The following is a 13,017-nucleotide window of genomic DNA, read 5'->3' on the forward strand; positions in this document are numbered from 1 at the left end:
GCGATATTGGGAGCTTTTTGGCAGCGATGTGCTTCACCCTGCCAGTTTATTACTTCTTTAAGCGCAAAACACCAAATGGGTTACCAAGCTTAAAGAACCGGCTATTAGGTTTCACAACTGGGATTTTATTGATGATCGTCTTCATGTCATTGGCCAATGTCTTTGTGTTATTACCAATGTACCTGAAATTCTCCGGTTTCCAAATTAATGGAACGGTTTTGAAAATGGTCTTCACCATGATCGTGCCCTTTAACTTGATCAAAGGGATTCTCGTCAGTATTGTGTTCTCGATTGCTTACGCGAAGTTACTGCCATGGTTATCGCGCAAGGTACTCCCTAAGCAAACCAAGCACGTTTATTAATTAAAAACAAATCGTTAGCCGTCGCAATGCCCAGTGCATGCGGCGGTTTTTATCTGATTTGATGTCATAAAAACATGACACGAAAGTGAAACCGCGGTAAGATAGTCGCAGTTGTTTGACTTTTTTGGCGTCGAAATGAGGGGTATTTTGCATTCACTTACAACCGGGAGTCCAATTAAACGGGTGGTTTTGTTTACCATCCCGTTATTGATTGGTAATCTTTTTCAGCAACTTTATAGTTTCATGGATGCTTTGATCGTTGGCCGAACCATTGGTAAGAATGCGTTGGCAGCTGTTGGGGCAACGGGGAGTATTAATTTCTTGATTATTGGATTTGCGCAAGGAATTACCACAGGCTTATCTGTTTTAACGGCACAGGCATATGGTGCACGAGATGAACGTGGGGTGCGTAAAAGTTTTGGGACCAGTGTCTGGATCAGTTTAGGCCTAACCGTGGTTTTAACAGTGGTTTCTGTTGCCATGACGCGACCGTTATTAACGTTGATGCAAACACCACCAGCAATCATTGATCAGTCTGTGGCATTTGTTCGTGTGATTTTTATTGGGGTTGCTGCTGCAATGGCTTTTAATTTGTTAAGCAATATGATGCGGGCCTTGGGGGATTCGCGCACGCCTTTATTCTTTTTGATCATTGCAACGATTTTAAATATTATTTTGGAATTGATTTTTATTCTTGTTTTTCATTGGGGCGTTGCCGGCGCTGGTTGGGCGACTGTAACCGCACAATTTTGTTCGGCCATTTTATGTTGGCTTTATATTAAGCGGCATATTCCGATGCTGGTCTTACGCCGGCAGGATATGGGTCTGGATTGGGCGGCGATTCGGCGCCATATCAATGTTGGGCTGCCAATGGGGTTTTCAATGTCGATTATTGCTATTGGTGCTGTGATTTTACAGGTGATGTTAAATACACTAGGCACCAATGCAGTGGCGGCCTATACAGCGGCTGGGCGCATTGATCAGTTGGCCACCTTGCCGGCCAGTTCATTTGGATTAGCCATGGCCACCTTTGCCGCGCAAAATTTGGGTGCACGCCAGTTTGGCCGGATTCGTAAAGGTGTCCATCAAACGTTAGTCTTAAATGTGACTGTTTCAGCAATACTTGGCCTTTTGATTATTACGTTTGGCCAACCGTTGGTGAACTTATTTTTAGGGCCTAAACAACCTGCGGTAACGGCCTTGGCACAAACCTATTTTCATTTTAATGCCAGTATGTACTGGCTATTAGCGATTCTGTTTACCATGCGAAACCTGTTGCAAGGATTAGGTAAAACCATGGTGCCAACGGTGGCGGGCTTGTTTGAACTGTTGATGCGGGCCTTTGCAGGCTTAGTCTTAGTGACGCATTTTGGGTTTGCAGGTGCCTCGATGGCGAACCCATTAGCCTGGCTGGGCTCGGTTTTTGTTTTGATCAACGTGTATTTTCATACGATGAAACAGATTCGTCAGCGTGAAGCTGCGCAGCAACAGCGGTCCGATTGATTAAAAAAGGGGTACTGCTGGGCCAATAGGCTACTGAAAAATAAAATAATCGCATTTTAAAGCAGGATAGCAACTGTAAAATAACCATCAAAGTGGGCTTATTTCACCACTTTGATGGTTATTTTTTGTGACTTATTGGAAATTGTTGCTAAGTTTGTCCGCAATTCATGCCGTGATGCCAATCAATGCCCTTTTTTGCAGTTTAAAATGGTTGTAATGCTTGGGCCAATTGTTGGATTTCTGTAGCGGTGGTCGTCGCACCTAACGAAATTCGAATGAAATGTTGTGCTTGGGCTTTGGTAAAGCCTAGGGCCAATAAACTGGGATCCACCTCACCTTGACTATTGCAGGCTGAGGTGGTGGCAATACAAATCGCTTGTGCCGCTAAAGCTGCTAATACAGTTGTCCCAAGTGCATGCGGGGCTAACAGGCCGATAATACCAGGATAGGTCGTGTTGGTCACTGCTGGTTGCCAGTGCGGTAGTGCTTGTTGTAATTGTTGTTTCAGGTTTTCAAATTGTGACCATTGTACCGTTTGGTGCGCTAGGCTGGCGAGGGCCGCTGTGGTAAAGCTAGCAATCCCTGGCACATCAACGGTTCCTGGACGGAAACCATGTTCCTGGCTAACGTGGGGTAATAAGGGGGTAAAAGGAACGGTTGGCGCCAAATATAAAAGACCACAGCTTTTAGGCCCGCCTAATTTATGGCCAGCACAACTCCAACTGGTGACCTGTTGGGGGAGCGGGACCTTGCCGAAGCTTTGTACACAGTCACAATGAAAATAGCTACCATTTGCGCGGGCCAACTGGGCTAGTGGCGTAATGGGTTGAATGAGTCCAGTAATCGAATGGACTTGCTGAATAATGACGAGACCTGTGGCAGGTGTTAAGGCGCGGGCTAAAATGGCTGGCGTTACTTGGCCGTGATTCAGTGGCAAGGTTTTGATAGTCAGTTCTGGGTAGGTTGCTAGCTCGTGGGCAAAGCTACTATGTTCTAAAGGGCTAATCAGCACGTCACGGCGGTTTGGCGGCAGTTGGCGAACCGTTAATGCAATTGCCAAATGGTTCGCTTCAGTGCCGCCAGAGGTGAAAATCAGGCTTTCGGCAGGCACTGCTAATTGTGTGGCTAATTGTTGACGGCAATGAGCTAATAAGGCAGCCGCTTTCTCACCGATTGGATGTGGGCTGTTAGGATTCCCAAAAAATTGTTGGGCGGTTTGTAAGTATGTTTTAAGGGCTGCCGGCGTCATCGGTGTCGTTGCAGCAAAGTCAAAATAGGGCATTTGTTTTTCTCCTGGATATGTCTTGACACCTATGCTAAAATAAGGACACTTATATGTCAAGACACTAGACTACTTGTAGAGAAAAGAGTTTTCAACATGAAAAAAGTTATTATCATCGGTGCCGGCCTTGCTGGCAGTCAGGCCGCGTACTACTTACAACAGGCGTGTCAGGTGGTGATCTACACAAAGCGAAAACGTGAGAATTGTAATTCGATGCTGGCTCAAGGCGGTATTGCGGCAGCCATTGATCCTGGCGATACTTGGCAATCTCATTACGATGACACTTTGAAAGCCGGGGTCCAGCATAATGATCCAACCGCTACTAAAGTATTGGTTCAGGATGGTATCACGGATATGCAGGCCCTGATTCAAAACGGGATGCAATTTGATCGGGATGCGGCCGGTCATTTTGAGTATGGCTTGGAAGGGGCCCATGCACGGCCACGAATTCTGCACTGTCATGGGGATCAAACTGGGAAATATGTGACACTTTTTATGCACCAACAATTACAACAAGTGACTTGGCGAGAGGATTGTATGGTAACAGCGCTCCTAAAGACGGCATCCGGGTGTGTCGGTATTCAGTACCTCGACCCACAAGGTCACTTACAAACGGATACGGCAGATGCGGTGGTGTTGGCAGCTGGTGGCTTAGGTCGTATTTACCCGTTAACAACGAATGATATTACGGTAACTGGTGATGGGATGGCATTGGCCCGACGCGCTGGCGTTGCCTTAGCAGATATGGAGTTTGTGCAATTTCATCCCACATTGCTGACGATTAAGGGGAAATGCTATGGCTTGATTTCTGAGGCAGTCCGCGGTGCCGGTGGGTATTTGATTGACGAAAATCGGCACCGGTTAATGGCGGCCTATCCGCAACAAGATCTTTCACCACGGGATGTGGTAGCACGTGTGTTAACACAAGCTTATCAAGCAGGACACCAAGTCTTTTTATCAATTGAAAAAATCCCGAATTTTGAAACACGTTTTCCACAGATCACTGCGAACTTAGATGCACATCAAGTGCCATTTCGTGAAAACCAATTGATTCCGGTGCGGCCTGGGGCCCATTTTATGATGGGGGGCGTTAAAACGGATACTAACGGTGCAACATCGATGCCGCATTTATATGCCGTTGGCGAAACCGCCTGCACAGGGGTGCATGGTGCGAATCGGTTGGCTAGCAATTCGCTGTTAGAATGCTTGGTTTATGGGAAGCGGGTCGCCGCTGCTATTTTAGCAGCCCCAACGACACCGCCTACACCAGTACCCACGCCGCCGGAAACAACGACATTTAAGCTACCAGAACGCACGCAGCTGCAAGAAAAGGCTTGGGCATTACTGGGCATTCAACGCAGTGGTGCGGGGTTAACGGATTTTCTAGCGTGGTTACAGCATTATCAGTATTGGCAATTGCCTGCTGACTATACAGCTGAGGCGGTGGAGCAGGCTAATTTATGTCTTGCAGCCGAAGCCATCGCTCAGGCGGCACTAAAACGGCCTAAAAGTTTAGGGGCGCATGCGAGAAAGGATGCTTAAGGATGATCAATCAAATGCAAGCGAAAGCCGATTTACAACGTTTTTTAAATGAAGATATTGGCCGGGGAGATGCCAGTAGCGATAGCATTTTTGACGCAACCGTTTGTAGCGGCGGCACTTTCTTATTAAAGGCTGATGGGGTGGTGTGTGGTTTATGGATCGCGCCACTGGTGTATCAGTTGTTAGGCGGTGAGGTCACATTTACACCGTTGGTCACTGAAGGCAGTTATCAAGTTGCAGGTACACATTTAGCCAAGGTGACCGGTCCGATTCGGACGCTATTAACAGGGGAACGGCTGATCTTAAATTTATGGCAACGCATGGGTGGCATTGCCACCGCCACTTATCAGGCGGTTCAAACGCTGGCAGATCCAACGATTCGGATTTGTGATACGCGCAAAACAGCGCCAGGATTACGGCTGTTTGATAAATACGCCGTGACCCAAGGCGGCGGCTTTAATCATCGCATGGGGTTGGATGACGGCATCATGTTGAAAGATAATCATATCGCTTTTGCAGGTGGGATTACGGCTGCCATTAAAACAGCACGCCAACATAATGGCCATATGATCAAAATTGAAGTTGAAATTGAATCTTTGGCTCAGTTTAAGGAAGCCGTCGCTGCGCAGCCTGATGTGATTATGTTAGATAACTTAGCACCTGATCAGATTCAGACTTACCTACCTTACAATCAAGGGATTCTAACCGAAGCTTCCGGCGGGATTTCGCCGGCTAATTTAGCGACGTTTAAAGGTTGTGGCGTGGACTATATTTCACTCGGCTATTTAACGCATTCAGTACAAGCGCTGGATATTAGCTTTAATAGCATTAAAGGAGACAAGGCATGACACTTTTATCTGAATTTCAACAAACGCAATTGCCAGCAAGCTATGCAAATCTTGATCCGGCAACTTTAACACAGCATATTCAAGCTGCCAAAGCACAACTCGGTTCAAAATTATTATTATTAGCCCATCATTATCAAAAAGATGAGATCGTTGCCCAGGCCGATTTTGTGGGGGACTCATTACAGCTGGCCCAATTAGCGGCTAAAAACCATCAGGCAGATTACATCGTCTTTTGCGGTGTTCATTTTATGGCTGAAACAGCAGACATGTTAACGGCGGCCGATCAACAGGTGATCTTACCCGATTTAAATGCCGGTTGTTCAATGGCTGACATGGCGAATATGTATCAGGTAACAGCTGCTTGGCAAGCGATTCAAGCACGTTATCCTGATGAAGTGATGCCAGTGACCTACGTTAATTCAAGTGCAGCGGTTAAAGCTTTTGTTGGGGAACACGGTGGTGTGATCGTCACCTCTGGGAATGCGGAAAAGGTATTGCAATGGGCGTTCACCCAAAAACAACGGCTCTTCTTTTTGCCAGATCAGCACTTAGGCCGTAATACAGCCTATCAATTAGGCGTTCCTCTTGAACAAATGGTGCTATGGGATCCGACCCAAGGCCAGTTTAAAGGGCAAGCAGACCAAGCCACACGGATTATTTTGTGGGAGGGTTGGTGTGCGGTTCATCAGCAGTTTAACGTTGCGCAAATTAAAGCATTACGCGTGCAGGACCCAGCCATTAAAATTATTGTGCATCCGGAATGTGCTTATGAGGTGGTTCAAGCCGCAGATGTGGTTGGCTCCACACATAAGATCATGACGACGGTCCAACAATCACCACAAGCGACGCATTGGGCTGTAGGCACGGATCACAATTTAGTTCAGCGTATGCAAGCCACACTGCCACAAAAAATTGATTTTATTAATCCAATCGCCTGTGCCTGTATGACGATGAATCGCATCAAACTGCCACATTTAGCATGGTGCCTCGATCAATTAGTGGCAGGACAAGTGCCGAATCAGATCAAAGTCGATCCGGAAACCACTGAAAAGTCACTGTCGGCGTTACAACGGATGTTAATGTTAAGCTAGGCCTAAAAAGATGTCGGTTGACATCTTTTTTTGTGAGGCGGTAGTTGTCTTTGAAATGGCATTCAATTAGAATAAGACTATTATCTGTTGGAGGATTTTGACATTTTGAAAATTAAGAAAAAGGCAATTATTGCGAGTGTGTTATTGTTGCTACTGCCGATGGTTTTAACGGCCTGTGCGCCTAAAAAACAGGCGTCAGACAAAATACTGAAGCAGCCTTATACCAAAAGTGAGTTTATTTTAGGCACGATTTGTACACTGACAATTTACAATCGAGGGAAAAAGGCTGCGCTTGCGAAAGGTTTTGCGCGCATTCATCGTTCAGATAATGAGGCGAGCACGACCAAGGCCAAGTCGGAATTAAATCGGGTCAATCGTTACGCCGGCATTCGCCCCGTGAAGGTTAGCGCAGATATGTGGCCAATGATGGAAAAGGCGCTGTATTACAGTCAAGACTCAGACGCCGCATTTGATATGGCGATTGGTGCCATCACCAATTTATGGAAAATCGGTTTACCTGGTGCACGTGTTCCAGCGCAGTCTGAAATTGATCAGGCGTTACCGTTAGTCAATTATCAGGATGTTGTCTTAAATGCGCAGAATCGAACCGTTTTCCTGAAGAAAAAAGGGATGCGGTTGGACTTTGGGGGAATTGCAAAAGGCTATATTGCAGATCAAGTGCGAACTGTCTTTCGACAAAACGGGGTTAAAAATGCCATTATTAATTTAGGCGGTAATATTATTGTAATGGGGCATTCACCATTAGGCAAAACTCGACCATGGACAGTGGGCATTCAGGATCCTGTGAAATCACGTGGGAAAACCTTAGGTTCGATTCCAGCAGTTGATCAGTCGATTGTAACAGCTGGTATTTACGAGCAGTATTTGAAGAAGAATGGGCACACGTATATTTACTTAATGAACCATAAAACAGGGTACCCTTATGACAATAATTTAGCAGGGGTCACCATTGTCTCACCAAATTCAGTAGACGGGGATGCGTTGTCAAACGCTGCCTTTAACAAAGGGGTGAAGGCCGGCTTGGCGTATATTAATGCCAAACACGACCAAAAAATCCAGGCCATCTTTGTCACGAAGGATAAAAAGATTTATTTAAGCAATGGCTTAAAGCATAAATTTAAATTGAATCAAAAAACAAACTATCAGTTAGGAGATCCCAGCAAATTAACCGCAACTGAATAGTATGTGCTAAAAAAGAGGCAACCTATCGCTTTGATAGGCTGTTTTTTTGTGCCAAGTTGCAGCTTGTACCTGCCGTGGGTAATTTCAGAATATAAAGAAGCATCGAAATTGTTGTTGACATAAATTAAATTATGTAAATCAAAAGAATGTATATTATGCATTTTTAAAAATGCATAATATACAAAAAAGCACCCATTATGAAATGAGTGCGCCTTCATGCAAGGTTAAAGGTGGTGTTGCAGCGTTGCCAAACTGGCTGCTAATTCAGTTGGCAAAGAATCAGTTGATTGTGTTTGATAATCGGTAAGCCAATCTAAGCGAAACTGTAAATGCTGCTGAAGTTGTTGTTTTGCCTGGGCCGACAGTGTATGCAGTGGAAATTCAGGGAGTTGCGCCCAACTTAACTGGGCTTGTGAATCAATGGGTTGCCAGGTGATTTGCCGTTGAACGATTTGTTCCAGACCAGCAAGTGTCACTTCTTTCGGGATATCTTGACCTTGAAATTGACCGGTATTTAAAATGTAGCAGGCCACTTGCTGTTGCTCAAATAGCTGTTTGAAATCTGCATAGTCTTCGGATAGTGGGTAAACTCGAAACGGATTGGCAAACGGTTCAATGACCAAAGCAGTTCGATCAACATTGCCAACCAAATTTTCAGCGGAGGAGCGTTTGGTCGCCAAGGTTGCCCCAAAGGCAGCTGCCAGGGTCGGGTCATTGACTTTGACAATTGGGGGTAAGGCGTCATCTTTCATGATCCAGCAAATGGCATTGATCTTACTAGGCTCTTCATCGACACGGTTGGTAGAGGCAAAGCGTGATTTAACCGTGCGGCCATTGCCATTACGCAGGTCTTCTGTAACCAGCACTTTTTGTTGTTGCTGATTGACCGTGACCCCCACATTCATGAGTGTCATGAAATATTTGGTTTCAGGCGTTCCACTTGGGTAGTCGTTTGTTTTATCGAAATAGGCCGGTTCGAGTGCCACAGAATGACCATCAGTTTTGGAAATAACAAAGGCGTCATCGTGTAAAACGGTAATATCAAAGTGGCCTTGGTGTTTGGCATGGGTTAAGGTTGATTTGCCGGAGCCTGATAGCCCAAACATAGCAAAGACTTGATCAGATCGGTTTTTAAAATGAAAGGCTTTTTCACCACCATGACAAGCAACAAAACCGTTGCGGTGTGCTAAAGCCCAAGCCAATGTTAACGTTGCTTTTTTTAATTCACCGAAGTAGCGCAACCCTAGGATGGCAGCGCAATTGTGGACTGGATCAAATAAGGTTAAGCCGTTCGGATAGTCTGGATGGTGAAAATTGGGATCCGCATAGAGATACAGATCACCTTCTGGATAAGCCTGTGAGGTGGCGTATTGGATAGCATAATCGGTTGTGAACACTTGGAAATTTAAAAGGTACGAAAGCAAGTTTGCTTCAAAGCCTTTTGGCAGGGCAAGGTGGGCCTTTACCATAAAGCTTGGCGCAAGCCCGACCACGACCTCAGTTTGATAAAAGGCTTGTGAATGGCCTTGATAAATTGCTTCACGTAATAGCTTTACGAAAGGGGCATTAACGTCATTCGGTGCCGTTAAAATATGACGTGCAGCAGCTGTTCGACCGACAACAGCACCATGATTGTCGACTAGCATTTTGGCGTCAGCCGGTAATCCTAATTTAGCGGCTTGATAAATTGGTAAATCAGTGACAATGGTATTGGGTGCGTGCGCGGCAAGTTGATAGGCCGTTGTCAGATCTTGCACAGCAGTCATATTATTTTGGTAAAAAGCAGTTTCAATGGTCGTTCGGGTTGCTGAAAATAGTGGATTATGACGTCGAATTTGAGCTTCTGAGAAAAATTGTTGTGTGGTCATAGGCGATTCCTCCTGATAGGCAGTTTTTGAGAATGGATGTAGGTGCTGGTTTATGGCGATTTTTTATTTAAGAATTCGCTTACATTAATTTTAACATGATTTTAAACAACTAGCCGGTTTAACAGCTGACGGTTAAGGCTGATTTAAGCTAAAATCGTTAAACTATTATCCGGTAATCGCGACGACTAAGACTGGTTGCACTGGCATGAATATGGCATAATAAGATTATTCAGTAATTTTAGTGAAAGAGGTGGGCCTGTGGCTCAAGTTGAGACTTGGCATCTATTTTTTGATGCAACTAAATTTAGCCAAACCGATGTGGCGGCCTTTACAAAAGGAATTTTGGCAGATGGTGATTTTGGTGGTTATCCCATTCAACGATTAGATTTTGATCATGCAACATCTGAGTTGTTGTTTTTAACCTTTGTCTTTACCGCACCTGCGCCACCTAAACGTGCGTTGCGGGAACAAATGGCCAAATACTTGTATGCGCGGATGCTACATCCAGAAAAGTTGGATACCAAACAATATTATGATGTACTTAATCAGTCGATCGAAGACCTAGGAATTGAATTTTATGAGTATCCAGATGATACACTAGACATTATGTATTGGGGTCAAGCAACTCATGGCAACTAGTCAAACGGCGCTGAAACAATTTTTAGCACGCGATACCGTAACAGTTGCCCGTGATTTATTAGGCTGTCAGTTGCGTTACCAAACGGCACAAGGTGTGTTAGCAGGCTATATTGTGGAAACTGAAGCCTATTTAGGCCAACAGGACCAAGCAGCGCATGCTTATGCCGGTCGGCGAACAAAATCAAATCAGGCCCTTTATGCAGCAGCGGGGACGATTTACATTTATTCGATATATGGTCAGTTTTTATTAAACGTGATCACGCAAGCTGTCAATGTGCCACAGGGTGTTTTGATTCGTGGGTTAGAGCCGTGTTTCGGACAAAACATCATGGCAGCGCATCGTGGTCTAACTGCAACAACACCGCAGCTGACCAATGGACCGGGCAAACTGATGCAGGCACTAGGCATTCAAGACTTGACGTTAAATGAGACCTTGTATAATACCGGAACGTTAAGTTTGGATTGTCAACAACGACGTTGGCCCCAACGGATTGCAACTTCTGGTCGCATCGGTGTGCCACATAAGGCCAAATGGACGACAGCGCCGCTACGCTTTTATGTGGCAGGCAATGCCTATGTGTCAAAAATAGCAAAACGCGATTGTCAATCAAATCAAGGTTGGCGTCAGGATGATATGAAGAATGAGGGACAGTATGGAATGGACTGAAATTAAGGTGGCCACCACTAATGAAGCTAGCGAGGCGGTCACAAATATTTTAATGGAAGCTGGTGCCAGTGGTGTGGCATTAGATGCAACGGATGCAGGCAAAATCACTGCTTACTATCCAGAAACAATTTTTGTACCAGAATTATTACCACAAATTCAGCAACGGATTCAAGCTTTACCACAATATGGACTTGCGATTGGGGCGGCAACAGTAACCACCGCAGCAGTCGATAATCACAGCTGGGCAACTGCTTGGCAAAAATATTATCACCCTGTTCGGCTGACCCGTTATTTAACGGTGGCGCCTAGTTGGGAAGCCTATCAGCCGCAACAGGCGCAGGAGCAGGTGATTCGGCTCGATCCGGGTCAGGCCTTTGGAACGGGCACTCATCCGACGACCAAACTGGCCTTGGCGGCTTTGGAAATGCAGGTGCGTGGCGGTGAAACCATGTTAGATGTGGGGACTGGCTCAGGGGTACTCAGTATTGCAGCCAAACAATTTGGGGTCGGTCCTGTTTATGCCTATGATGTCGATGAGGTTGCAGTTGCATCTGCGCAAACCAACTTTGCATTAAATCCAATTGCCCAAGCGATTTCAGTTCAGGCCAATGATTTGTTGGCGGGTATTCAACAACCGGCTGATTTGATTGTTGCTAATATTTTGGCAGAGCTTATTGTGCCATTGATTCCACAGGCAGTGCCATTGTTAAAGCCGAATGGCCATTTGATCTTATCCGGCATTATTGCGGATAAGGTCGATTTGATTAAGGCGACTTTAGCGAAGCACCAGTTAAAGGTCGTGACAACTTTAAATACAGGTGATTGGTTTGCCTTAATTGCCACTCAGGAGGAAAATTAAATGCAGCGGTATTTTATTGATACAGCCATGACCGCTGCGCCAGGCACCACTGTGACGTTAACGGGGGAGATCGCGCATCATATTGTGCGTGTGATGCGGATGGCACCAAAGGACAAAGTAGAATTGGTTTTTCCACACCAACAAGCCTATGTCGCTGAATTAACGCAAACCACACCAACTGTTGCAGCGCGGTTGATCGCACAGCTTTCGTTTAACAGTGAGCTACCAGTTGCGGTTACCATCGCCTGCGGCTTGTCCAAAAAAGACAAAGCGGATTGGATCGTTCAGAAAGGCACAGAACTAGGGGCACAAGCCTTTGTGTTCTTTGCAAGCACGTATGCCATTGCCAAATGGGACCCGAAAAAACAGGTTAAAAAATTAGAACGTCTTCAAAAAATTGCCCGTGATGCGGCCCGACAATCACATCGATTAGTGGTGCCCGAAGTCAGGTATCAAAAGAATGTGACGGCCTTGTGCCAGTTGCCAAAGGATCAGGGTGTGGTAGCCTATGAAGAAGCTGCCAAGGCTGGTGAAACGGCCCAACTGGTGCAAGTGACCCAGCAATTAAAGCCGGGGCAGCGTGTGATTGGGGTTTTTGGTCCCGAAGGTGGTTTTGCACCACAGGAAGTCACGCAGTTAAATGCTGCTGGCTTTACAACCGTTGGACTAGGCCCGCGTATCTTACGAGCCGAAACAGCACCAATGTACTATTTAAGTGCGCTGTCAACCATTTTGGAATTACAAACACCCGTGGTACAATCAGCATATTCAGAATAAAGAAATAAATTTGTGAGGCGTCGGTCTTTGAAAAAATTACGATACTTTTTAGCGCGACCCAGCGTCAAATACGGTTTGATCAGTCTTTTATTAGCGTTTATTTTACCTTATTTATCACGTACGATTGGCATTAGTCATGTGGTGCGGATTATCTGGTTATTTATTGTGATCAATATGATTACTGCCGTGACGATTGGCTATTTAGTTGCACGAAAGCGTCAACCAGTTTGGTTGATTTTGATTTTTCCAGTGCTCTTTACACTAGGCGTATACGTCTTTTACGGTCACTATGCTTACTGGTTCGCACCGATTTACCTGTGTCTCAGCTATTTAAGCTACGGTTTGCGCAAGCCAGCACCGGTTGCAAAATAGCGTG

13 protein-coding genes are annotated in these 13,017 nt (G+C 45.6%); 11 read left to right on the forward strand and 2 right to left on the reverse strand.

Translation table 11 applies throughout. The features are described 5' to 3' along the window. Both FC07_RS16225 and FC07_RS11125 read left to right on the forward strand, forming a co-directional pair. Positions 1–362, forward strand: a 362-nt coding sequence (locus FC07_RS16225; protein ID WP_338047637.1) for an ECF transporter S component, incomplete at its 5' end; no start/stop codon positions are given. A gap of 111 nt (positions 363–473) precedes the next feature. Continuing rightward, the gene (locus FC07_RS11125) at positions 474–1,865 is read left to right on the forward strand and encodes an MATE family efflux transporter (RefSeq protein WP_268888241.1); all 1,392 of its coding nucleotides are present in this window, start codon (positions 474–476) and stop codon (positions 1,863–1,865) included. A 202-nt stretch (positions 1,866–2,067) separates the two neighbouring features. On the opposite strand, the gene FC07_RS11130 is transcribed toward FC07_RS11125, so the two are convergent. Further along, positions 2,068–3,147 carry a cysteine desulfurase family protein gene (locus tag FC07_RS11130; RefSeq protein WP_057905180.1) on the reverse strand — a complete coding sequence of 360 codons (1,080 nt, stop codon included), beginning with the start codon at positions 3,145–3,147 and terminating at the stop codon, positions 2,068–2,070. A gap of 96 nt (positions 3,148–3,243) precedes the next feature. Here FC07_RS11130 and nadB point away from each other — a divergent pair, with 96 nt between their 5' ends. The 4 genes from nadB to FC07_RS11150 all read left to right on the forward strand — a co-directional run bounded on the left by nadB (position 3,244) and on the right by FC07_RS11150 (position 7,831). Next, positions 3,244–4,689 carry an L-aspartate oxidase gene (gene nadB / locus FC07_RS11135; protein WP_083483295.1) on the forward strand — a complete coding sequence of 482 codons (1,446 nt, stop codon included), beginning with the start codon at positions 3,244–3,246 and terminating at the stop codon, positions 4,687–4,689. Positions 4,690–4,694: 5 nt separating this feature from the next. Then, the gene (gene nadC / locus FC07_RS11140) at positions 4,695–5,537 is read left to right on the forward strand and encodes a carboxylating nicotinate-nucleotide diphosphorylase (RefSeq protein ID WP_057905293.1); all 843 of its coding nucleotides are present in this window, start codon (positions 4,695–4,697) and stop codon (positions 5,535–5,537) included. Next, the gene (gene nadA, locus FC07_RS11145) at positions 5,534–6,628 is read left to right on the forward strand and encodes a quinolinate synthase NadA (RefSeq protein WP_057905181.1); all 1,095 of its coding nucleotides are present in this window, start codon (positions 5,534–5,536) and stop codon (positions 6,626–6,628) included. The genes nadC and nadA overlap by 4 nt, the downstream gene beginning before the upstream one ends. Before the next feature lie 159 nt (positions 6,629–6,787). Next, positions 6,788–7,831, forward strand: coding sequence for an FAD:protein FMN transferase (locus tag FC07_RS11150; protein WP_057905294.1), 1,044 nt, complete (start codon positions 6,788–6,790; stop codon positions 7,829–7,831). A 224-nt stretch (positions 7,832–8,055) separates the two neighbouring features. On the opposite strand, the gene FC07_RS11155 is transcribed toward FC07_RS11150, so the two are convergent. Next, on the reverse strand, positions 8,056–9,699 hold the full coding sequence (locus FC07_RS11155; RefSeq protein WP_057905182.1) for a phosphoenolpyruvate carboxykinase (ATP): 1,644 nt from the start codon (positions 9,697–9,699) through the stop codon (positions 8,056–8,058). Between the two features lie 258 nt (positions 9,700–9,957). Here FC07_RS11155 and FC07_RS11160 point away from each other — a divergent pair, with 258 nt between their 5' ends. From FC07_RS11160 to FC07_RS11180, 5 genes are read left to right on the forward strand one after another with little or no spacing between them, the layout of a single operon-like run. After that, complete coding sequence (locus FC07_RS11160) at positions 9,958–10,338, forward strand: hypothetical protein (protein ID WP_057905183.1); 381 nt, start codon at positions 9,958–9,960, stop codon at positions 10,336–10,338. Next, entirely contained in the window at positions 10,328–11,005 is a 678-nt protein-coding gene (locus FC07_RS11165) for a DNA-3-methyladenine glycosylase (protein WP_057905184.1), read from the forward strand. Before FC07_RS11160 ends, FC07_RS11165 begins: the two co-directional genes overlap by 11 nt. Beyond that, positions 10,992–11,864 (forward strand): 50S ribosomal protein L11 methyltransferase, encoded by an 873-nt coding sequence (gene prmA / locus FC07_RS11170; protein WP_057905185.1) that lies wholly within the window; start codon positions 10,992–10,994, stop codon positions 11,862–11,864. Before FC07_RS11165 ends, prmA begins: the two co-directional genes overlap by 14 nt. Continuing rightward, on the forward strand, positions 11,865–12,641 hold the full coding sequence (locus tag FC07_RS11175; protein ID WP_057905186.1) for a 16S rRNA (uracil(1498)-N(3))-methyltransferase: 777 nt from the start codon (positions 11,865–11,867) through the stop codon (positions 12,639–12,641). It abuts the gene before it with no gap. Between the two features lie 27 nt (positions 12,642–12,668). Continuing rightward, positions 12,669–13,013, forward strand: coding sequence for a hypothetical protein (locus FC07_RS11180; protein WP_057905187.1), 345 nt, complete (start codon positions 12,669–12,671; stop codon positions 13,011–13,013). Positions 13,014–13,017 lie beyond the last annotated feature (4 nt).

Source organism: Loigolactobacillus bifermentans DSM 20003 (assembly GCF_001434575.1).
In the GTDB taxonomy this organism is placed as follows: Bacteria; Bacillota; Bacilli; order Lactobacillales; family Lactobacillaceae; genus Loigolactobacillus; species Loigolactobacillus bifermentans.